This is a genomic window from Streptomyces sp. YIM 121038 (assembly GCF_006088715.1).
Lineage (GTDB): Bacteria > Actinomycetota > Actinomycetes > Streptomycetales > Streptomycetaceae > Streptomyces.
On record NZ_CP030771.1, the window covers coordinates 105,060 to 126,854 of the forward strand.

Here is a 21,795-nt window from a genome sequence, read left to right on the forward strand (position 1 = left end):
GTCGCCGAGCGGGGTGTGCCGCGTGCCCGCCCCCGTCTTGTCACCCCGTGTGCGCGGGGCGGTGAGGGGCGGGTGGGGGGTGGGGCGGCACGGCGGGGGCCTTGCGGGGGCCGGGGGCCACGGCGGCGCGGACGGTGCGGGGGCCGGGGGCCGGTGCGTGGTGCGCGACGGGGCCGGCGGGAGGGGCGCGGTCAGGGGCGGCGGGGCCGCTCATCGTCCACCCCCTTGGGCGGTCGTCGTTGACCTGGCAAGGGTTTCAGCATTCTGAGGCCTTCCGGCGCGGGCAAGGAATGCCTTTTCATCCCGGCAAGTTGCCCAAGTCGCCGGATTTCCGCGGGAATTGCCGGGGTGTTCTCGCGGTGTTTCGCGGACACCGCGAGCAGGCGCATCGCGGGTTTTTCCACCGCGTGGTAAAGCAGCGCGGCAAGGAGCAGGCTCACCGTGAAGGCGGCGGCCAGAACGAGCAGGGCGGCCGGGGTGCTGAACGCGCGCCGCCCCAGCGCCTGGTGGCCGTGGATGAGGACCAGGCGGTGCACCAGGTACAGCGCGAAGGACAGCTCGCCCAGGCGGACCCACACGGGCCCGGCCAGGGGGGTGGGGCGCCCGGTGGCATCGGCGTGGGCCAGGGCGCCGATCAGCAGGGCGATCGGCACGACGGTGGCGGCCACCAGCCCGGCCAGGTAGGGCAGCTGGGTGGCCAGCACATAGCCGGCGCCCAGCAGCAGGGCCGCGGGCAGCGGGCGCGGGCCCCGCCAGCGGCCCTCGCGCACGATCCGAGCCACGACCATGCCCAGCGCGAACTCCGCCGCGCGCACCGGCGGGAAGACGTACAGCAGCCAGTACTGCCACTGGCCGGTGGTGCCGTCGGGCAGCACCAGGGCCGGGGTGGCGGGCAGCAGCGCGACGGCGGCGGGCAGGGCCGTCACCACCGCCGCCAGGCCCGCGGCCACGGGCACCAGGGCGCGGGCGGGCAGCGCGCGCAGGGCCCGCCACAGCAGCGGGAAGGCCAGGTAGAACAGCAGCTCGCAGGAGAGCGACCAGCTGACCGGGTTGCCGCTGACGTACAGGTGCGGCTGGGGGAAGAAGGACTGCAGCAGCGTCACGTTGACCGCTACCGCGCCGGGGCCGGGGGCCGCGGCGGTGGCGGCGAGCAGGACGAAGGCGGCCAGGGCGGTCACCAGGTGGCTGGGGTAGATCTTGGCGAGGCGGCGCCGCCAGAAGCGGTGCGCGCGCTCGGCGGGCCGGGCCGACCAGGTCAGCACGAAGCCGCTGAGCACGAAGAAGAACGACACCCCCACCCAGCCCGCCTTGGCCAGCACCTGGGCCAGGCGGTGCTGGGTGCCCGCGTCGGCGAAGACGCCCGCGAAGGAGGCGTGGAAGGCGAACACCGAGGCGGCGGCGGCGAAGCGCATGCCGGTCAGGGAGGGCAGGCGGTGCGGGCGGACGACAGCGACAGCGGCGGCCATGCGGAACACTCCTGGGCGATCACGCCGCGCGCCCCCCGGTCCGGGGCGGGGCACGGCGGGGCGCGGGGCCCCGGCCGCCGGGGTGCGGCGGTGCGGCGGTGCGCGGGGCGGCGCGGGCGACAGGGCGGGCGGGCACGAGGGGGCTCGGCGGGAGGCGGGGCGGGGGGCCTGGCGGCGCGCGGGGCGGGCGGCGCGCGGGGCGGCGCGGGTGAGAGGGGCGGGAATAGAGGGGGTGTTCTCTTCACAGGTGACCAGTGAATTCGCCGCATCCTCGTACGGATTTGGTGACTCCGTTGCGACTGGGGCAAGTTGGCCGAGTCTCCCGGTGCGCGCCGCCGTTTATTGCCCCCTTGCGCGAACAGCGGGTTGACTCCGAATGTCCCTGATTTCGGCCATCGGCCGGGCTATTTCTTCTCTCGCGGGGACGGATCTCATCCGACGACAGGGAGACCTCGTGTCCAAACGCATCCTGGTCGTGCTTTCCGAATACGGCTACTGGGGCGAGGAACTCGTGGGCCCAATCGAGGCTTTCGACGCACGCGGGTATCGCACCACGTTCATGACTCCGCACGGCAAGCGGGCGCAGGCCCTGCCGCCCAGTCTCGATTCCGAGTACATCGACCCACCGCTGGGCCGTGCGGTCACCTCGCGGGACATGGCCCGCCGCGCGAGGGCGCTGGATGACTCCAGCCGTCTGGACAATCCCCTGAGCCTGGCGGAGATGATCCCCGAGCGCCCGTACTACAGCGCGCTGAACCACCTGCGGGAGCTGGAGAGTTACCACAGCAACCTGGCGGCGGCCGTGCAGGAGCTGCTGGGCGGCTTCGACGCGCTGGTCATCGTCGGCGGCAGCGGCCCGATCGTGGACCTGGCCAACAACGAGCGGCTGCACGAGCTGATCCTGGCCTTCGCCCGGGCCGACAAGCCGATCCTGGCCGAGTGCTACGGCGTGGCCGCGCTCGCCTTCGCCCGGGACTGGGACGCGCGGGCCAGCCTGCTGTGGGGCAAGCACGTCACCGGTCACCCCAAGGAGTACGACTACAAGGACGGCACCGGGTTCGTGGGGGTCGACTTCAACATGGGGCCGCCGCCCTACCCGCTGGAGTACATCCTGCGCGATGCCACCGGCCCCGGCGGCGCCTTCCACGGCAACGTCGGCAAGGAGGTCTCGGTCGTCGTGGACTTCCCGTTCATCACCGCGCGCTCCACGCCGGACTCGGTGACGGCCGGGGAGATGCTCATCGAGGTCCTGGAGAGCGGCCTGCGCCGCTACGGCTGGTGAGCGTTCCCGGGCGACGGTGAAGGAGGAGAGGCCCATGTCCGCCAGGCCCGCCAAGGCCGCGGTGTTCGAGCAGCTGGCCGCCGACGGGGTGCGTCATCTGTTCGGCAATCCCGGCACGGTCGAGCAGGGCCTGCTGGACCTCGCCGGTGACAGCGAGGTCGGCTATGTGCTGGCCCTGCACGAGAGCGTCGCGGTGGCCATGGCCGACGGCTACGCGCGCGCCGCCCAGCGCCCCGGTGTCGTCCAGCTGCACAGCGCGGTGGGCCTGGGCAACGCGGTCGGCATGCTGTACCAGGCCCGGCGCGGCGGTTCGCCGCTGGTGGTCCTGGCCGGGGAGGCCGGGGTGCGCTATGCGGCGCTTGACGCGCAGATGGCCGCCGATCTGGTGGCCATCGCGCAGCCGGTGACCAAGTACGCCGCCCGGGTCCTGGACGCCTCCTCGGTGCTGCGGGAGCTGCGCCGGGCGGTGAAGATCGCCATGACGCCGCCGCGCGGCCCGGTCCTGGTGGTGCTGCCCGCCGACGTGCTGGAGCAGCCCACCGCCGAGCCGGCGGTGCCCGCCTCCGTCCCGCACACCCGTGCCGTGCCCGAGCCGGCCGCCCTGGCGCGGGCGGCCGCGCTGCTGGCGGGCGGGGCGCGCCCGCTGATCCTGATGGGTGACGGCGTCGCGGCCAGCGGCGCCCAGCAGGCCCTGACGCGCGTCGCGGAGGCGCTGGGCGCGCCGGTGTGGGGGGTGAACTCCTCCGAGGTGAACTTCGATGCCACCCATCGGCTGTTCGGCGGGCTGCTCGGGCACATGTTCGGCGCCGACAGTGCGCGGGTGGTGGGCGGCGCGGACGCGGTCCTGATCGTGGGCACCTATGTGTTCCCCGAGGTCTTCCCCGAGCTGGCAAGCCCCTTCGCGCAGGGCGCGGCGATCGTGCACATCGACGCCGACGCCTATGAGATCGCCAAGAACTTCCCGGTCGATCTGGGGCTCGCCGCCGATCCCGCGCTGGCCCTTGACGCCCTCGCCGAGCACCTCGCCGGGCTGCCGGGGCGGGCGGGGGGCGCACGCGAGCCGCAGGCCGCGCACGCGCCCACCGCCGCCGCCCCGGTCCAGGGGCGCGGGCGGGCCCGGCAGGCGGACGGGGCGGGGTCGTTGATGGAGTGTTTCGCCCGGGAGCTGGCCGCCCAGGCCCCGCCCGGCCTGGTGGTGTTCGACGAGGCGCTGACCGCCTGCGCCCCGCTGCTGCGCCATCTGCCGCCGCGGCGGGCGGGAGGCTACTTCCAGACCCGCGGCGGCTCGCTGGGGGTGGGCATCCCCGGCGCCCTGGGCGCCAAACTGGCCCGCCCCGAGCTGCCGGTGGTGGCCTTCACCGGCGACGGGGCGAGCATGTACACCATCCAGGCGCTGTGGAGCGCGGCCCGCTACCGCATCGGCGCCAAGTTCGTGATCTGCAACAACCGCCGCTACCAGCTGCTGGACGACAACATCGAGCGGTACTGGGCCGAGCTGGGCATCGCTCCGCGCGCCCACCCCGAGGCCTTCGACCTGTCCGGGCCGGACATCGACTTCACCGCCCTGGCCGGCGCCCTGGGCGTGCCGGGGCGGCGGGTGGACAAGCCCGGCCAGGTGCCCGGCGCCGTGCGCGCCCTGCTCGCCCACCGGGGTCCCTACCTGGTGGACCTCGACACCGCCTAGCCCCTCCTGCCCCCGCCCCCCTCTTTTTTGTGCCCCCGCCTCTGTGGGCGCAGGCCTTCCGGGGGGGGCGGGGGCGGGCAAGTCCTCGTGGAGCCAAGGAGCCTTTCCATGTCCCCCCTGCGGACCCCTCCCGCCGAGCACACCGCCACGGCGGCGATCGGCCAGCTGGTCACCGACTGGTACCGGGCGCTGGACCGGCACGATCCGCTGCCGGTGCTGAGCGCGCTGGTCACCGACGACGTGGTGCTGCATCTGCCCGAGGGCGCGGTGCACGGCCACAGCGGTCTGGCCCAGTGGTACGAGGCCGTCACCCACCGCTTCTTCGACGAGGAGCACACCCTGGCCTCGCTGGAGGTGCGCCTGGCGGCGGGCCCCTGCGCGGAGGTGGACCTCGTCGTGAACTGGCAGACCAAGGTGTGGCAGGCGCCCGCCGCGCGCAGCACCTGGCTGGGCTTCGATGCCCACCAGCGCTGGACGGTGGCCCATGACGGCGCCCGCTGGCGCATCCGCACCTACACCGTCACCGCGCTGGCCCCGATGCCCGGCTCGCCGCCGCTGTAGCCGCGCCCGGCCCTTGGGGCCGTTGCGGCCCCGCTCCGTGTCTTTGCCACGCCACCTATGACTTCGGGATCGTCCACATGGGAATCGTCAAGCCCCTGCCCACCGGCCGGCTCGCCGGCAAGCGCCTGGGCATCCTGCTGGAAAGCGGCTACGTCGAGGAGGAGATCGCCTACTACCAGCGCCGCTTCGCCGAGGACGGGGCCGAGGTGACGCTGCTGACCCGTCTGTGGGGGCTGTCGTCGATCACCTTCACCGGCCAGGGCCACCAGGCGCCGCTCACCGTCGAGGGCGACCTGGAGGCGGTCGACTTCCACGAACTGCTGCAGTACTCGGCGCTGATCGTGCCCTCCGGGCTGGTCGCGGAGCGGCTGCGCTACAGCGAGGACGTGGAGCAGATCTCGCCCGCCCTGGAGCTGCTGCGCCGCGCCTTTCGGGTGCCCAGTGTCCTCAAGGCGTTCTCCTGCCACGGCCTGCAGCTGCTCTCGGCCGCCCCCGAGCTGCTCCGTGACCGGCCGGTGACCTGCCACAACAACGTGGCCGGCGATGTGCGCAACATGGGCGCGGTCTACCTCAACCAGGACCTGGTCGTGGACCGCGACCTGATCACCTCGCGCACGGTCGAGCACTGCCATCTGCTGGCCCGCACCGTCATCGAGCGCCTGGACATCCCGGCGAGGGCGGCCGCATGAGCGCGCCCGCCGTGCTGCCGTTCTCCTTCTCCGACCTGAGCACCGGCTACGTCACCGGCCGGCTCGGCAGCCGCTTCACCCTCACCACCCCCGACGGCCGCGAGGTGCTGATCCATCTGAGCGCCGCCACCACCGGCCAGCGCCTGCGCAACCTCGGCGAGCCCTACCAGGACGTCACCGGGCAGCTGGCCGACCTGCTCACCCCGGGCACCTACGTGTTCGTCTACGGGCCCATCTACCCCGCGGGCAGCGGCCTGGTCTACCAGGCCGACCGGGTGGTCATCGCCGGCGGGGCGGGCGCGGTGCCGCCCTGGCAGGAGCGCGGCTGGTGGACGCGCCAGCTCACGGAGCTGGCCTGCTTCTACCGGCGCTCGCAGTTCGGCGCGGGCGCCGTCGACTTCGCCGAGTACCGCACCGAGATCCACGGCAGCGGCCACAAGACCACCCAGCACGTCCAGGAGACCGACACCCTCTCCCGCCTGGTCTACGGCATGGCCAGCGCCTACCTGCTCACCGGCAACGAGGACTTCCTGGACGTCGCCGAGCGCGGCTCGCGCTATCTGCACGAGCACCTGCGCTTCCATGACCCGGACGAGGGCATCGTGTACTGGTACCACGGCGTGGACGTGGCCGGGCCGGTGGAACGCAAGCTGTTCGCCTCGGAGTTCGGCGACGACTACCGCGCCATCCCCGCCTACGAGCAGATCTACGCGCTGGTCGGGCTGGCCCAGACCTACCGCGTCACCGGCGCCCCGCGCATCAAGCAGGACCTGGAGGCGACCGTCAAGCTCTTCGACACCGCCTTTTACGACCCGCGCCTGGGCGGCTACTTCTCCCACATCGACCCGGTCACCCTCAGCCCCCACCACGACAGCCTGGGCCCCAACCGCTCGCGCAAGAACTGGAACTCGGTGGGCGACCACGCCCCCGCCTACCTGATCAACCTGTACCTGGCCACCGGCGAGGAACGCTACCGGCGCATGCTGGAGCACACCTTCGACATGATCGTCACCCATCTGCCCGACCGCTCCCGCGACCGCAGCGTCTTCGTCAACGAGCGCTTCCACGCCGACTGGACGCCCGACCACGACTGGGGCTGGCAGCAGAACCGCGCGGTCGTCGGCCACAACCTGAAGATCGTGTGGAACCTGATGCGGATGCACGCCGTGCTGCCCAAACGCGAATACCGCCAGCTCGCCGAGCAGCTGGCCGCCCAGCTGCCGGCCGTGGGCCGCGACGGGCAGCGCGGGGGCTGGTACGACGTCCTGGAGCGCGAGGCCGAGGACGGCCGGCACGCCTTCGCCTGGCACGACCGCAAGACCTGGTGGCAGCAGGAGCAGGCCATCCTCGCCTACCTGGTCCTGGCCGGCGCCACCGGCCAGGACACCTACACGCGCCACGCGGACGAGGCGGCCGCCTTCTACAACGCCTTCTTCCTCGACCACGACGAGGGCGGCGTCCACTTCACCGTCCTGGCCAGCGGCATCCCCTACCTGCTGGGCAACGAACGCCTCAAGGGCAGCCACGCCATGGCGATGTACCACAAGGCCGAACTGTGCTACCTCGCCGAGGTCTACACCCGGCTGCTGGTGCGCGGCGAGCCGCTGGACCTGTGGTTCAAGCCGCACGCCGACGCCGACTTCCCCGACAACCTGCTGCGGGTGGCCCCCGACCTGCTGCCGCCCGGCCGCGTCGAACTCGAGCACGTCCTGATCGACGGCGCGCCCTACAGCGACTTCGACGCCGAGGAGCTGACCGTGCGCCTGCCCCGGCGCGCCCGGCGCATGACCGTCCAGGTCCGCCTGCGCCCCGCCCCCGCCCGCCCCTGACCCCCGCCCTCTTCTTTCCTGCTCTTCTTCCTGCTCTTCTTCCGCGTCCGCCGGGCGCCGCCGGGCGCGGTGCCCCCTCCTTGTCTGTGCACGGCTGCTGTTGATCCGTCCGTACCGCGATGAAAAGACTCCAAGGGATGACGTGATGAGTTTTGAGGCCTACTTCGGGTTCACCGGTGACACCGCCACGATCTACCTCAGCGGGGATCTGACCGACAAACGGGTGCCCGCCGTGCGCACCCTGATCGATCAGGCGCTGTCGCGTCCGGTGAACCGGCTGGTGCTGCGCATGCACGGGCTGACCTCGCTGTCCGCGGCCGGGGTGCGCTGCCTGTGCTGCACCCAGCAGCAGCTGCCCGCCGGCGCGCAGATCGTGGTGGACGGCGCCTGCGACCGCGTCCGCCGGGTGCTGCAGGCCAGCGGCTTCGCCCAGGCCGTCACCCTCATCGAGGGCTCGGTGAGCCTGCCCGACGAGCCCGCCGCCGCCTGACCCCGAACACCCCTTTGTCTGCCGTATGTCCCGCCTTTCTTGTACGTCCTGCGACACCCGCGCTACCCAAGGGAGATTCTCCGACATGAAGGCTGTTGTGATGGCCGGCGGCGAGGGCTCACGGCTGAGGCCGATGACCTCGGACCTGCCCAAGCCGCTGCTGCCGGTCGCCGACCGGCCGATCATGGAGCACGTGCTGCGCCTGCTCAAGCGCCACCGCCTGGACGACACGGTCGTCACCGTGCAGTTCCTGGCCTCCCTCATCCGCGAGCAGTTCGGCGACGGCAGCGCGCTGGGCATGCGCCTGAGCTACGCCACCGAGCCCTACGCGCTGGGCACCGCGGGCAGCGTGAAGAACGCCGCCGGCCTGCTGGGCGAGGAGCCGTTCGTGGTGATCTCCGGGGACGCGCTGACCGACATCGACCTCACCGACCTGATCGCCTTCCACCGCGCCAAGGGCGCCCTGGTGACGGTGTGCCTGACGCGGGTGCCCGAGCCGGTGGAGTTCGGCATCACCGTCCTGGACGCCGGCGGGCGCGTGGAGCGCTTCCTGGAGAAGCCCACCTGGGGCCAGGTGTTCTCCGACACCGTCAACACCGGCATCTACGTCATGGAGCCCGAAGTCCTCGACTACGTCGCCGCGGGCGAGAGCGTGGACTGGTCCAGCGACGTCTTCCCCCGCCTGCTGGAGGAGGGCCGGGCCGTCTACGGCTACGTCGCCGAGGGCTACTGGGAGGACGTGGGCACCCACGCCAGCTATCTGCGCGCCCAGGCCGACGTCCTGGGCGGGCGGGTGGGCGTGGAGCGCGCCGGGGTGGAGCTCTCCCCCACCGTGCGGGTCGACAAAACCGCCCGCATCCACCCCACCGCCCAGCTGACGGGGCCGGTGTATGTGGGAGCGCACGCCCAGATCGGGGCGGGCGCCCGCATCGGCGAGCACACCGTGGTGGGCGCGCACGCGGTCGTCGACCAGGGCGCCCAGCTGCGCCGCGTGGTGGTGCACCCGCACGCCTATCTGGGCCCCGGCGCGGTGCTGCGCGGCTGCGTGATCGGCCGCAACAGCAGCCTGCGCCGCGATGTGCGCATCGAGGAGGGCAGCGTGCTGGGCGCGGGCTGCGTGGTGGAGGAGGACGCCCACGTCGCCGCCGACGTCCTGGTCTACCCGGGCAAGACCATCGAGGCGGGCACCACCGTCAACGACAGCCTGGTCTGGGAGTCGCGCGCCACCAAGTCGCTGTTCGGGCCGCGCGGGGTGCGCGGCGCCCTCAACAGCCAGGTCACCCCCGACCTCGCGGTGCGCCTGGCCAGCGCGTTCGCCACCACCCTGCCGCGCGGCGGCCAGGTCACCGTGGCCCGCGACCACGGCGTGGCCGCCCAGGTCCTGCTGCCCGCCATGATCTCCGCGCTGCGCGCGGCCGGCCTGGGCGTACGCGATCTGGGGCACGTGCCGCTGCCGCTGGCCCGCCGGCACACCGCCGAGGACAGCCACGGCGCCATCGTGGTCACCACCACCCCCGGCAGCGAGGAGAGCGTCGACATCCTCTTCCTGGACGCGCACGGCATCGACCTCTCCCCCACCGCCCAGCGCGGCCTGGAACGGGTCTTCTCCCGGCGCGAGTACCGGCGCGTGCTCTCCGGCGAGATGGGCCGCCTGCAGGCCGCGCCCACCAGCATCGAGGAGTACGCCGACGAACTCACCGCGCGCCTGGGCACCCTGGAGGGCCCCGGCCGGCGCCTGAAGGTCGTGGTGGACGCCGCCTGCGGCAGCACCGCCCTGACCCTGCCCGCCGTCCTGGGCCGGCTCAGCATCGAGGCGCTGACCGTCAACAACGCCCTGGTGCCCGCCTCCTCCACCGAGACCCCGGCCGAACGCCGCGCCGCCCTGCACACCCTGGGCCACTTCGTGGCCACCTCCGGCGCCGACTTCGGCGTGCGCTTCGACCCCACCGGCGAACGCCTGTCCCTGGTCGACGAACAGGGCCACATCATCGCCGACGACCGCGTCCTGCTGCTCCTGGTCCGCCTGCTGACAGCCGAGGCCGGCGGCGGGCGCACCGCGGTACCGGTCACCGTCAGCCGCGCGGTGGAGCAGACCGCCCTGGCCCACGGCGGGCAGGTGCGCTGGGTGGCCACCGCGCCGGGCGACTTGAACCGCGCCGCCGCCGGCGGCGGCTTCATCCTGGCCGCCGACGGCGACGGCGCCTTCGTCCTGCCCCAGTTCAGCATCTACGCCGACGGCGTCGCGGCCTTCGTCAAGATCGCCGCCCTGCTCTCGGCGGACCACACCACGCTCAGCGAGCTCATCGCCCCGCTGCCCGCCGTGCACGTGCGCCAGCGCGACCTGCCCACCGCCTGGCGCATCAAGGGCCAGGTCATGCGCACCGTCGTCGAGGCCGCCAGCGGACGGCAGATCGACACCACCGACGGGGTGCGCGTGCTGGAGGACGACGGCCGCTGGGCCCTGGTCCTGCCCGATGCGGCCGCCCCCATCACCCGCCTGTGGGCCGAGGGCCCCGACCCCGCGGCCGCCGACGCCCTGCTCGACGAATGGAGCGCGGCCGTACGCGGCTCCGCCGCCGCCTGACCCCCGCACCCCCGCGCAGCCGCCCGCCCCCGCCCCCGCACACCGGGTGCGGGGGCGGGGGCGCGGACAGCCCCGAAGGGGGTCAGGTGCCGTGCAGGCGGGTGCGGGTGCCCGGCAGCGGCTTGGGCACCGCAGCGGGCAGCGCCACCCCGGGCGGGGCCGGGGTCGTCATGTCCCACAGCCCCTGCCCCGCCCCCGCGCCCGGCCCGGCCGGCACCGCCGGCACGGACGGCACGGACGGCACGGACGGCGCCGCGGCGGCGGCGATGGCCTCCTCCACGGCCCGGGTCAGCTCATCGGCCGTGGGCACCCCGTCGATGCGCCGCTGCCCGGCCACGATCACCGGCACCATCGTCACCTGCGCCGGGCCCCGGGCATGGGCCAGGCTCTGCTGATGGGCGCGGGCATAGCGCGCCGACATGATGGCCGCGCGGAAACCCGCCCGGTCCAGGCCCGCCTCCACCGCAAGCCCGGCCAGGACCGTGGGATCGGAGATGTCCTGCCAGTGGTGGAAGTAGGCGCCGAAGACCAGGTCGGTGTAGCGGGCCCCGGCCCCGTGCTCACGCGCGTACTGATAGCCCAGCAGCGCCATCCGCGCCCGGCGCAGCGGGGTGCCCGGCGGCCCGGCCAGGTGCACGCCGCGCTCGGCGCCCAGTGGGCGCACCGAGTTCTCCCACACCCCGCGCGGGTACTCCCCCGCCTCCTCCACGCAGTTGGGGTTGACCTCGAAGGGATGGAAGGCGGGCGCGGCGTCCTGGCCGTGCAGGGCCTTGGCCAGCACATGCCGGGTGATCAGGCTGTAGGGGCAGATGAAGTCGAACCAGACGTCGACCGTGACAGTCATCGGGCCTCACTTGGACGCGGGAGCAGAACAGGAGTTGCCAACAGCCCCGGGAGCACCGGGAGTTCCAGGAGGACGGCAAGCCCCGGAAGTTCCGGGAGTGCCGGGAGTTCCAGGAGGACGGCAAGCCCCGGAAGTTCCGGGAGTGCCGGGAGTGCCGGGAGTGCCGGGAGTGCCGGGAGTGCCGGGGGTTCCGGGAGGGCGGGGGGTGCGGGGGGTGCGGCGGGGGGCGGCGTAGCGGCGCAGCAGGGGCTGCTCGACGGCCGTGTGCAGCACCCAGGCCGCCAGCAGGGTCAGGGCGCAGGCCAGCAGGAGCAGGCCCGCGGCCGCCCCGGTGCTGAACGTGCGGTGCTCGCCCAGCGCGCGGTGGCCGTGGAACTGGATCAGGCGGTGCAGCAGGTAGAAGGCGAAGGACAGCTCCCCCAGCCGTACCAGCAGGCGGCCGGCCAGCAGGGTGCGGGCCCCGCTCAGATCGGCGCGCGCGCCCGCGGCGACCAGCCAGGCCAGCGGGGCCGCGCCCAGGGCGGCGATGCCGTAGGCGACGGGCAGGGCCAGCGCCAGCAGGTAGGAGGCGGCCAGCGCCAGCACCGGCAGCGCCAGGCCGCCGCGGGCGCGGAAGCGGCCGGTGGCCACCAGGCGGGCCATCACCATGCCCAGGACGAATTCCGCCGCCCGCACCGGCGGGAAGGCCAGCAGGAACCAGTACTGCCCTTCGCTGATGGCCAGCCAGGACATGTCCGCACCCGGGGGCAGCAGCACGCCCGACAGCACCGGGAACGCGGCCACCAGGGCCGCCAGGGCCGCGGCCCACCACCACAGGCGCTCGGCGCGGATGCGGCGCACCCCCGCCCACAGGGCGGGAAAGGCCAGATAGAACAGGGCCTCCGCGCTCAAAGACCAGCTGACCGGGTTCGCACTGAGGATGACGTCGACATCCGGCTGCCAGGCCTGCACCAGCAGCAGGTTGCGCAGCAGCCCGGGCCGGGGCAGACCGGCGGCCGCCAGCAGCGCCACGGCGGCCGCCAGCGTCACCAGATGACTGGGGTAGATCTTGACCAGGCGGCGGCGCCAGAACGCCCGCCAGGTGTCCTTGGAGCGGGCGGAGAAGGCCAGCACGAAACCGCTCAGCACGAAGAAGAACGACACGCCCGTCCAGCCCGCCTGGCTGACCGCCCGGGCGAAGGCGTCGTTGACCTGCCGGTCGGCGAAGAGGTTCTCGTAGGAGGCGTGGAAGCAGAACACCAGCAGCGCCGCGGCGAAACGCATCCCGGTCAGCGACGGCAGCCGCCCCGCCCGGACCGGCTCCCCGCCCACACTCACGCTCACCCCCATGGCGTCACGGACACCCCAGGCACCCATGGCACGTCACCTCACAGCACAGACACAGACACAGACACAGACACAGCACGACAGGGCCCGCGGCACAGCCCGCAGCACACTCCGCAGCGGGGCCGGGGGCGGGGTGTCTCACGGCCGCGGGCCCGGCAGCGCACCGGCGGGGGCGGGGGTGCGCAGCAGGCGGGGCAGCAGGGCCAGCGCGGCCAGCGCCAGCAGGGCGGCGACCGCCAGGCCCGCACCGAAAGCACCGGACGCGCCGGACGCGGTGGACGCGGTGGGGCTGTCCGGGCCGGCCTGGGCGGTGAAGGCCAGGCCGGTGAGGGTGACGCCCAGGGCCATGCCGAGCTGGGCGGCGGTCTCCAGCACCCCCGAGGCCGCGCCCGCCAGCGGGGCGGGCACCTCGCGCAGCGCGGCGGCGAACAGCGGGCTGACCCCCAGGCCCTGCCCGAAGCCGATGACGGCCAGGCAGCCCAGGAGCACGGCGGTTTCGGGCCGGCCGGCCACCGCGGCGGCCAGCAGGGCCAGGGTGCCCGCGGCGTTGAGGGCGTAGCCGGCCGCCAGCAGCCGGGTGCCGATACGTTCCTGCAGCCGCGGGGCCAGCAGCGAGGCGAGGACGAACGCCAGCGCCAGCGGGGTGAAGCACAGCCCCGCGCGCAGCGCGCCGTAGCCCATGGTGCTCTGCAGGTGCCAGGTGAGCAGGAAGAACAGCCCGGCGTTGCCGGCGAAGAAGGCCACCGCGAGGGCGCTGCCCGCACGGAAGCGGCCGCGGGTGAACAGGCCCGGGTCGATCACCGCCTGCCCGCCGCGGCGGGCCAGGGCCCGCTCGTAGGCGGCCAGGAGGGCGGCGGCGGGCGGGAAGGCGGCCAGCATCGCCACGCTCCACGGCGGCCAGTGCGCGCCCTGTCCCAGGGTCAGCGGTACCAGCAGCAGGGCCAGGACGGCGCTCAGCAGCAGGGTGCCGCCCGCGTCCAGGCCCGCGCCCCGGCGGGCGGGGGCCGCGCGGCGGGGGGCGGGGGGCAGGGTCAGGGCGGCGCCCAGCAACAGCAGCAGCCCCAGGGGGACGTTGAGGAGGAAGACCGGGCGCCAGGACATCCCGAACAGGTCGGCCTGCACCAGCAGGCCGCCCAGGAGCTGGCCGGCCACCGAGGCGCCGCCGATGGCGGCGCCGAAGGCGGCGAAGGCGCGGGCCCGGCGGGCGCCGGCGAAGGCGGTCTGCAGCACCGACAGGACCTGGGGGTAGAACAGGGCCGCGCCCAGCGCCTGCACCGTGCGAAAGGCGATCAGTGCCGGGGCCGAGCCCGCCAGGCCGCAGGCCAGGGAGGCCGCGGTGAACACCGCAAGGCCCGTAAGGAACAGCCGCCGGAAGCCGTAGCGGTCGCCCAGGCGGCCGCCCGCGACCAGGAACAGGCCATAGGCCAGCAGATAGCCGGAGACCGTCAGCTGGGCCTGGGCGAAACTGGCGCCCAGATCCGTGCGCACGGCCGGCACCGCCACGTTGACGATGAACCCGTCCATGATCGCCATGAAGGTGCCGCCCAGGACCACCGCCAGCAGCCAGCCGCGGCGCCGCGCGCCCGCGCGTGCGGGCACGCGGCGGCCCACAGCGGCAGCGGGGGCGGGGGTGGGGGTGGGGGCAGAGACGTCTGTGTCCGCCACGGGGCAGCTCCTTGCAAAGACACCGGACAGCAGGGGGGTTCAACAGCAGGGGGTTCAGGGGGTGTCTCCCAGCCTCGGGCGCCCGGCGGCGGCGCGGCAACGCCGACTTGCGCAAGACGCAGCCGCCTACAGGCCGCGCCCGCGGCGGATGCCGTACAGGGCCAGCTCCCAGATGCGGGCCAGCTGTTCGGGGGCGCTCTTGTAGGTGTCGCAGCCCTGCGGTCCGCAGCTGCGCAGGTAGGACTCCACGCCGGCCACCAGGTGCTGCACCAGGGCCAGGACGGTGCGCGGGTCGCAGCCCGCGCGCAGCTGGCCCGCGGGCATGGCCTCCAGCAGTTCCTCGATGGCCGGCAGCCAGGCCCGCGGCCACGGGGCGGCGTCCTGGGCGCCCTCGCGTTCGCGGCTCAGGCGGGCCGCGGCGCGTACCGCGGGTTCCTCCTGGAGCAGGGCGGCCAGCTCCAGGGTGACGTCCACGACCGTCTCCAGGGCCGCCTCGCGGCCGTCCAGCAGCCGCTGGACGGCGTCGCGGGTGGTGGTGAGCCCGCGCAGCTGCACGGTGTCGGCCAGTTCGTCCTTGGTGGGGAAGTGGAAGGTCAACGCGCCCATGGAGATCCCCGCCGCCTTGCTGATCCGGCCAAGGGACGTGCCGTGAAAACCGGCGTGGTCAAAGGCCACGGCGGCTGCCTGCACCAGAGCCTCGCGGGTGCGTGCGGCGCGTTCCTGTTTCACTGTCGACTCCCTTGGGGACGTGGGACACCCCCGCGCACCACAGCGCGGCGCGGGGGGCGAAGGCGGTACACGAGCGGTCAAGTCCCGGCACACGGCCGGCAGCCACCGGCGGGCCGCCCGGCCCGGCCCGCGCACCGCCCCCGCCCCGCACACCGCGCACACCGCCCCGGCCGGAGGGGCCGCCCCGGCCGGGCGGGCGGGTGTCCGGGCCGGGCGCCGGGCGGGCGGGCACCGGGCCGGATGCCGGGCTGGCGGGCCGGGGGGTGCCGCTCGCCCGCCGGTGCGTGCGGCAGGCCGTCCCGTACGCTGCCCCCACCGGCGAAACCAGTGCAGACGGCAAGACCGGCGCAGCCAGCAGAACCGGCGGGACCCGTGAAGACAGCGGAGACGGCGGGACCGGCGCAGACGGTGAAGGCGCGGCGGGGCGGCGCCTGTTGACGCCCGCGGGCACCGGCCGCCCGCGGGCGCGGGCGCGGTGGGGCGGCGCGGACGGCAGGGGTGCGGACGGCGGGGGTGCGGGCCTGCGGGCGCGGCCCGCCGGTGCGCAGGCCACAGCCCCGGGACCGCGCCCTGCGTCCGCCGCAGCGGGCGGCGGGCCGCCGGGCACGCGGGCCCGGTGCGGCGGTGCGGGCGCCCTGCTTTGGGGGGCGGGTGCCGTGTGCGGCGCGCTGCGCGTCACCGGAGCCCTCCTTCCACCACGACCGACGTACCGGACTTTGAGCTTCCGACGCAGGAGGGGACACCACAACGCCAACGTGGGAAAGCCTCAGGCCTTTTTCTCTCCCCACTCCCCCTCTTTCCGCAGTTTTTCGCCCTTTCGTCCGACCAGACACCGAAAGCCCGGACTCTCCCGGCAATCCCCCAAAACACCACACCGCCCCCACGCCCGCGCCCCCACCGGAGCACGCACCGGACCCGGCCCGGCCCGGAAACGGAGTACGGAGTACGGCACAGCGCACGGCACACGGTGCGGCACGGCGCAGGGTGCGGGGCGGAGTGCGGCACGGGGTGCGGGGCGGGGCGTGCGAGGAGCGCGGGACGGGGCGGGAGGCGGCGGGAGGGGAGCGCCGGGGTCCGGGGGGCGTTCGCGCGGGCGTGAAGTCCCGTGCGGGGCACTGGAGTTCACCAAGTCGCACCGGTGCGCTCCCCTCTCTCGAAAACAAAGCGAACGTTCGCTACGCTTTTTGGGTCGGACACGTCACGGAGGGGAACGACCATGGCCGGACAGCAGCAGGTGGGGGTGGCGTCAGCGGCGGGGGGCGGTGATCCGCTGTCCGCGTTCGCCGCGGCGCTCTTCGGGCATCTGCCGCGCGCCGATCAGCGGCGCTGGGCGCAGGGGTATCTGCAGGGGCTGCTCTCGACGCCGGGCAAGAAGTCGGTGCGGCGCCTGGCGGCGGCGATCTCCGATTCGCCCACCGCCTCGCAGTCGCTGCAGCAGTTCATCAACGCCAGTCCCTGGGAGTGGGATCCGGCCCGCAAGGAGCTGATCCGCTATGTGGAGCAGCGGGCCGCCCCGCGGGCGTGGATCATCGCCACCGCGGTGCTGCCCAAGCGCGGGGGGCACTCCTGCGGGGTGCACCGCAGGTTCGTGCCCGAGGCCGGGCGCACCATCAACTGCCAGCTGGGGATCGGGGTGTTCCTGTCGCTGGGCGAGCTGCAGCTGCCGGTGGACTGGCGGCTGATGCTGCCCGAGCAGTGGAACGCCGATGAGCGGCTGCGCGAGCGGGCCCGTATCCCGGCCGTGGCCCGGCACCGGCCGCTGTGGGCGCACGCGGCGGACCTGGCGGGCTCGCTGGCCAGGCACACCCGGCACGCGCCCGCGCCGGTGGTGGCGGACATGAGTGACCACACCGATGTCGCGCAGCTCATCGAGCAGCTGCACCGCCAGGGCCGGGCGATGGTGGTGTCGGTGCCGCCGGGGATGGGGGTGTGCCCGGCGACCGCCCGCACCACCGCCTCGCACCTGGGCGCCCACAGCCCGCACGGCGCGCGGCAGTTCCTCTACCAGCACAGCACCCGCCATCCGCATGTGGTCACCGTCACCACGCCCGAGCACGGCCAGCGCCACATCCGGATCCTGTCCGGCCTGATCCGCCTGCCCGGCACCACCCACACCCTGCGGATCTTCACCCAGTGGCGGCCCAGCCTCCAGCGCCCGGCCCGGGTCTGGGTCTCCAACCTGCTGGACGCGCGCCTGGACGAGCTGATGTCCCTGGCCCAGCTGCACGCGCGCACCCGGGCGACCATGACCCATCTGGAGCAGGAGTGCGGGCTGCTGGACTTCGAGGGGCGCTCCTACCCCGGCTGGCACCATCACATGACCCTGGTCTCGGCCGCCTACGCCTACAGCCGGCTGTGCGCGCCGGCCGCCGACCAGCCCCTGCCCCGCACCGCCTGACCCACCCCCCGGCCGGTCCCCCGCCCCCGGGACCCGGCCCCCGGCGGGGCCCCCGGCCCACACCCGGCCCCGGGGCCCCGCCCCCTTCCCCCCGCCCCTGCCCCTGCCCCTGCCTGGTTGCGCCGCCCGGCGGCCGCAGCCGCCCTGAGCCCAGGGCGAGTTGCCACCCCCGCCGCCCCGCCGCCCCGGGGCCGGGGTCCGGGGGCCGGGGTCCGGGGCCTTCGTGCGCCGCCGCCGTCGCCACCGCCGCCGTCGCCACCACCGCCGCCGCCACCACCGCCGCCGCCGCCGTCGCCGTCGCCGCCGTCGCCGTCGCCGCCGTCGCCGTCGCCGTCGCCGTCGCTGTCCAGGCCTGGGGCCGCCCTCGCCCTCGCGGGTCCGGGGTCCAAGGCCGCCCCGCGCCCCCGCCGTCCGGAGACCGCAGCCGCCCCACACCTACCCCCGTCCGGGGACCGGGGCTGCTGCCCGCGCCCACCCGCCCGGGGCACAGGGCCCGTTGCGCGCCCTCACCCTCGCCCGCCTCCGGCCACCCGCTTTCGGCCTTCGGGGCCTGAGGCCGTGACCGCGCCTCCACCCGCCCCGGGCCCGGGGCGCCTTGACCACCCAAGGCCGGAAGGCGTTCCCCCACCGCCCGGGGGCCGGAAGGCCGGTCCTTCGCCGCCCGGGGCCGGAAGGCCGGTCCTTCGCCGTCCCGGCCCCCGGGCGGCCCGTCGCGCCTTCGCCCGCCTGGGGACTAAGGCTGCCCTGGGCCCGCACCCGTCCGGGGCCCGGGGGCCCGGGGGCCCGCGTGCGCCGTCGCTGTCGCCGTCGCTGTCCAGGCCGCCGTCACTGTCCAGGCCTGGGGCCGTCCCCGTCTTTGCCGGTCCGGGGCCCAAGGCCGCCCCGCGCCCTCACCATCGGCGAACCGGGGCCGTTCACGCCCCTCGTCCGGGGACTGCGGCCGTCCCGCACCCCTCACCCACCCGGGGGCCAGGGCCCGTTGCCCGCCCCCACCGCCCGGGGGCCCCGGGGGGCGTCCCCCGCCTTCGCCGGTCCGGGAGGGGCCCGGGCCCCCGCCCTCATCCTCACCCGTCCGGGAGCGGGCCGGGGGGTGCCCCTCGTCCTCGCCGGTCCGGGGACCAAGCCACACCCCTCCACCCGCCCTGATCCCAGGGCGGGTTGCCCGCCCTCACCGCCCGGGACCCGGGGGCGCCCGCGCCTTCACCCGCCCGAAGACCGCGCCGTCCGGGCCCAGCTCGGCGCCGGGCCCCGGCCCGGGCCTGCCATAAAGGGCACACCTCCGAGCCCGGCCCCGGCACCCCTGCCCCCTCCCGGCCGGGGCGGGTGCGCGGCGGAGCCCGGGCGCGGCGCGCGCCGGACCGCACGCCCTGCTTCACATACGCGGGCCAGGCCCCGGAGCGGCACACAGCAGACCCGGACCTGCCACGGTGCACCCCAGGCAACACCCGGCATCCGCCCCGGCCCAACTGCCGGTCACGGCCGGTCCGGCACGGGCACGGCCCGCTGTACCGCCCGGCCCGGCCGCGCACGGCCCGCTGCCGCGCACGGCCGGGCCGGGCGCGGGGCACGGGCGCGGCGCGGCCGGGCCGGGTACGGCGCGGGGCCGGGCTCCGCGCGCGCCAAGGCCGGGGCCCCGGCGGGGCGCGGCCCCGCCGGGGCCGGGGTGCGGCGGGGACTCAGGCGGCGGTCCAGCCGCCGTCGACGGCCATCGCGGCCCCGGTGACGAACGAGGCACGGGCGCTGCACAGCCACGCGGCGGCCTGGGCCACCTCCTCGGGACGGGCCATGCGCTTTTGCGCGGAGCGGGCCACGAAGGACTCCTCCAGCGCGGGCACCTGGGTCAGCACGTCGTCCATCAGCTCGGTACGGGTACTGCCCACCACCAGCGCGTTGACCCGGATGCCCTGGCGGCCGTACTCCTCGGCCGCGGCCCGGGTCAGACCGATCACCCCGTGCTTGGCCGCCACATACGGCGCCGCCGCCCCGGTGGCCACCACCCCCGCGACACTGGCGGTATTGACGATCGCACCCCCGCGCCCGCTCTCGAGCATCTGCGTGATCTGCGCCTTCAGGCAGTTCCAGGCCCCGCGCAGATTCACCTCCACGATCCGGGCGAACACCTCGTCGTCCGTCTCGTGCAGCCGGGTGCCCGCGGTCGCCCAGCCCGCGTTGTTGAACGCCGCGTCCAGACGGCCGAAGACATTGACCGCCTCCTTCACCGCCCGCGCCGCGTCCTCGGCGACGGTGACGTCCCCCGGCACCGCCAGCGCCCGCCCCCCGCCCGCCGTGATCTCCCCCACCAGCGCCCGTAACCGCTCCTGACGCCGCGCCATCAGCACCACCGCCGCACCCTCCGCCGCGAACAACCGCGCCGCGGCCGCACCGATCCCGCTCGAAGCCCCCGTAATCATGACCGTCGCCCCGCCCAGCAGATCCCGCCCCGCTCCCAGACCATCCCTCACCGGAAAACCCCTCCCCTATATGTGAAATCCGCTTCGACAACCGCTTCGCCACCCGCCGCGAAACCCACGGCGAAACCCGCGGCGAATCCCCGGCCCCCTGCCCCTACGAAACCCGCACCCGCCCCACACCTGCCGGACCCGCCGCACACACCCGCCCCGCCCGGCCCGGCCGCACACACCGGCAGCAGAAACCTTTCCCCGCCCCAGGCCCCCAGACCACCCCGCCAACCGGCCACCGCACCGGGCACACAGCACCGGCACACGCCCCCCGCACCCCACGAACAGCACGGGACCACAAGCAGGACCACGAACAGGACCACGAACAACGACCGGAACAGGAACAGGAACACGAACAGGAACAGGGCCCGGGGCCGGGGCCGGGGCCCGGGGCCGGGCGTACGGGCGGCAGGCCGCGTCCCGGGCGGGACGGACCGCCGCGCAGCGCACCCCCGGCACCCCCGGCACTCCTGGCACCCCCGGAGAACCGGCACCCCCGGCACTCCTGGCACCCCCGGAGAACCGGCACCCCCGGCACTCCCGGCACCCCCGGAGAACCGGTGCCCCCGGAGCACCGGTGCCGGGGACATCCCCGGGACGGAGCGCCGGCGAAAGGCACCGAGCACAGGGCACGCAGCGCCGGGCACGGGGGGGGCGGGCACGGAGGGGGCGGGCTGCGGCAGGCGCGCGGCAGGCCGCCCGCGCCGCGGCTAGCCGAAGAAACGGGCATGGCGCCGGGCCCAGTCGGCAAAACCCGCCGGAGCGCGGCCCGTGACCTGGCGCACCCCCGCGCTCACCCCCGCCTTCGCCCCGGCCCGCTGGCGCTCGGCGCTCTCCAGCAGGGCCCGCGCATAAGGCTCCGGATACCGGCCGCGCCACAGCCGCCAGGCCTCCTCCACCCCCATCTCCTCAAACCGCAGCGCCCGCCCCAGCACCCGCGCCAGCACCCGCGTCTGCTCCCGCGCGCACACCGGCCCCGGCCCCGTCAGCTCATAACAGCGCCCCCCGTGCCCGGGCGTGGTCAGCACCCGCGCCGCCACCGCCGCCACATCCCCCGGATCCACACACGCATTCACCGACGACCCGTACACCGCCCGCACCACCCCCCGCTCCCGCACCGACGGCGCCCAGGCCAGCGCCTTGGACATAAACGCCCGCGGACGCAGCACCGTCCACGCCAGACCGCACTCCCGCACCCGCTGCTCACACACCCGCTGCCAGCACGTAATCACATCCCCCGCCCCCGCATCCGTCACCGCCAGCGCCGACACCTTCACCACATGCCCCACCCCCGCCCGCACCGCCGCCTCCAGCACCCGCTCATCATGATCAGGACGCAACGGATCACTCGTGATCAGCAACAACGCCTCCATCCCCGCCAACGCCCGCTCCAACGAGGCCCGGTCACCGAAATCAGCACGCACCAAAACACCCCCCACCCCCGCCCGCACCGCCGCCCGCGGATCCCGCGTCAACGCCCGCACATAACACCCCGCCCCCACCAACTCCCCCACCACCAACCGCCCCACCGTCCCCGAAGCCCCCGCCACCACCACCCGCACACCACCCCCACCACCAGCAGAACCCCCGCCGCCAGCACCACCCCGGCCCACCACACCACCCCAGGCAGCCACCCGGCCAGCACCGCCCGCCCAGGCAGCCACCCGGCCAGCACCGCCCGCCCAGGCAGCCACGCGGCCAGCACCGCCCGCCCAGGCAGCCACGCGGCCAGCACCGCCCGCCCGGGCAGCCACGCGGGCGGCACTGCCCGTGCGGGCGGCCGTGGCCG

15 protein-coding genes are annotated in these 21,795 nt (G+C 75.0%); 8 read left to right on the forward strand and 7 right to left on the reverse strand.

Annotated features, from left to right (window positions below; genetic code table 11):
- Positions 1–191: 191 nt before the first annotated feature.
- On the reverse strand, positions 192–1,466 hold the full coding sequence (locus C9F11_RS00475) for an acyltransferase (protein WP_138957348.1): 1,275 nt from the start codon (positions 1,464–1,466) through the stop codon (positions 192–194).
- A gap of 454 nt (positions 1,467–1,920) precedes the next feature.
- Here C9F11_RS00475 and C9F11_RS00480 point away from each other — a divergent pair, with 454 nt between their 5' ends.
- From C9F11_RS00480 to C9F11_RS00510, 7 genes are all read left to right on the forward strand, one after another.
- A complete protein-coding gene (locus tag C9F11_RS00480; protein ID WP_138957349.1) occupies positions 1,921–2,748 on the forward strand; it encodes a type 1 glutamine amidotransferase domain-containing protein in 828 nt (275 codons plus the stop codon).
- Positions 2,749–2,782: 34 nt separating this feature from the next.
- Positions 2,783–4,432 (forward strand): thiamine pyrophosphate-binding protein, encoded by a 1,650-nt coding sequence (locus tag C9F11_RS00485; RefSeq protein WP_138957350.1) that lies wholly within the window; start codon positions 2,783–2,785, stop codon positions 4,430–4,432.
- 108 nt (positions 4,433–4,540) lie between these two features.
- Positions 4,541–4,993 (forward strand): nuclear transport factor 2 family protein, encoded by a 453-nt coding sequence (locus C9F11_RS00490; RefSeq protein WP_138957351.1) that lies wholly within the window; start codon positions 4,541–4,543, stop codon positions 4,991–4,993.
- Between the two features lie 77 nt (positions 4,994–5,070).
- The gene (locus tag C9F11_RS00495; RefSeq protein WP_138957352.1) at positions 5,071–5,682 is read left to right on the forward strand and encodes a DJ-1/PfpI family protein; all 612 of its coding nucleotides are present in this window, start codon (positions 5,071–5,073) and stop codon (positions 5,680–5,682) included.
- Positions 5,679–7,511 (forward strand): AGE family epimerase/isomerase, encoded by a 1,833-nt coding sequence (locus C9F11_RS00500; RefSeq protein ID WP_138957353.1) that lies wholly within the window; start codon positions 5,679–5,681, stop codon positions 7,509–7,511. Before C9F11_RS00495 ends, C9F11_RS00500 begins: the two co-directional genes overlap by 4 nt.
- A gap of 145 nt (positions 7,512–7,656) precedes the next feature.
- A complete protein-coding gene (locus C9F11_RS00505) occupies positions 7,657–8,001 on the forward strand; it encodes an STAS domain-containing protein (protein WP_138957354.1) in 345 nt (114 codons plus the stop codon).
- A gap of 85 nt (positions 8,002–8,086) precedes the next feature.
- On the forward strand, positions 8,087–10,585 hold the full coding sequence (locus C9F11_RS00510) for a sugar phosphate nucleotidyltransferase (protein WP_138957355.1): 2,499 nt from the start codon (positions 8,087–8,089) through the stop codon (positions 10,583–10,585).
- 82 nt (positions 10,586–10,667) lie between these two features.
- On the opposite strand, the gene C9F11_RS00515 is transcribed toward C9F11_RS00510, so the two are convergent.
- The 4 genes from C9F11_RS00515 to C9F11_RS00530 form a co-directional block, all read right to left on the reverse strand.
- Complete coding sequence (locus C9F11_RS00515; protein WP_212767779.1) at positions 10,668–11,429, reverse strand: DsbA family protein; 762 nt, start codon at positions 11,427–11,429, stop codon at positions 10,668–10,670.
- Positions 11,430–11,435: 6 nt separating this feature from the next.
- A complete protein-coding gene (locus C9F11_RS00520; protein ID WP_269078064.1) occupies positions 11,436–12,785 on the reverse strand; it encodes an acyltransferase in 1,350 nt (449 codons plus the stop codon).
- Between the two features lie 108 nt (positions 12,786–12,893).
- Positions 12,894–14,420, reverse strand: coding sequence for an MFS transporter (locus C9F11_RS00525; RefSeq protein WP_249401526.1), 1,527 nt, complete (start codon positions 14,418–14,420; stop codon positions 12,894–12,896).
- 126 nt (positions 14,421–14,546) lie between these two features.
- The gene (locus C9F11_RS00530; RefSeq protein ID WP_138957356.1) at positions 14,547–15,149 is read right to left on the reverse strand and encodes a TetR/AcrR family transcriptional regulator; all 603 of its coding nucleotides are present in this window, start codon (positions 15,147–15,149) and stop codon (positions 14,547–14,549) included.
- A gap of 1,216 nt (positions 15,150–16,365) precedes the next feature.
- On the opposite strand from C9F11_RS00530, the gene C9F11_RS00535 reads away from it, so the two are divergent.
- Complete coding sequence (locus tag C9F11_RS00535; protein WP_138957357.1) at positions 16,366–17,547, forward strand: transposase; 1,182 nt, start codon at positions 16,366–16,368, stop codon at positions 17,545–17,547.
- Between the two features lie 1,676 nt (positions 17,548–19,223).
- On the opposite strand, the gene C9F11_RS00545 is transcribed toward C9F11_RS00535, so the two are convergent.
- Entirely contained in the window at positions 19,224–20,009 is a 786-nt protein-coding gene (locus C9F11_RS00545) for a glucose 1-dehydrogenase (protein ID WP_269078065.1), read from the reverse strand.
- 707 nt (positions 20,010–20,716) lie between these two features.
- Entirely contained in the window at positions 20,717–21,622 is a 906-nt protein-coding gene (locus C9F11_RS00550) for an NAD(P)H-binding protein (RefSeq protein WP_346347443.1), read from the reverse strand.
- Positions 21,623–21,795 lie beyond the last annotated feature (173 nt).

Coding starts and splice junctions, on each gene's coding strand:
- C9F11_RS00475 (WP_138957348.1), bottom strand. CDS start 1,466: ATGGCCGCCGCTGTCGCTGTCGTCCGCCCGCACCGCCTGCCCTCCCTG.
- C9F11_RS00485 (WP_138957350.1), top strand. CDS start 2,783: ATGTCCGCCAGGCCCGCCAAGGCCGCGGTGTTCGAGCAGCTGGCCGCC.
- C9F11_RS00490 (WP_138957351.1), top strand. CDS start 4,541: ATGTCCCCCCTGCGGACCCCTCCCGCCGAGCACACCGCCACGGCGGCG.
- C9F11_RS00495 (WP_138957352.1), top strand. CDS start 5,071: ATGGGAATCGTCAAGCCCCTGCCCACCGGCCGGCTCGCCGGCAAGCGC.
- C9F11_RS00500 (WP_138957353.1), top strand. CDS start 5,679: ATGAGCGCGCCCGCCGTGCTGCCGTTCTCCTTCTCCGACCTGAGCACC.
- C9F11_RS00505 (WP_138957354.1), top strand. CDS start 7,657: ATGAGTTTTGAGGCCTACTTCGGGTTCACCGGTGACACCGCCACGATC.
- C9F11_RS00510 (WP_138957355.1), top strand. CDS start 8,087: ATGAAGGCTGTTGTGATGGCCGGCGGCGAGGGCTCACGGCTGAGGCCG.
- C9F11_RS00515 (WP_212767779.1), bottom strand. CDS start 11,429: ATGACTGTCACGGTCGACGTCTGGTTCGACTTCATCTGCCCCTACAGC.
- C9F11_RS00520 (WP_269078064.1), bottom strand. CDS start 12,785: ATGGGTGCCTGGGGTGTCCGTGACGCCATGGGGGTGAGCGTGAGTGTG.
- C9F11_RS00535 (WP_138957357.1), top strand. CDS start 16,366: ATGGCCGGACAGCAGCAGGTGGGGGTGGCGTCAGCGGCGGGGGGCGGT.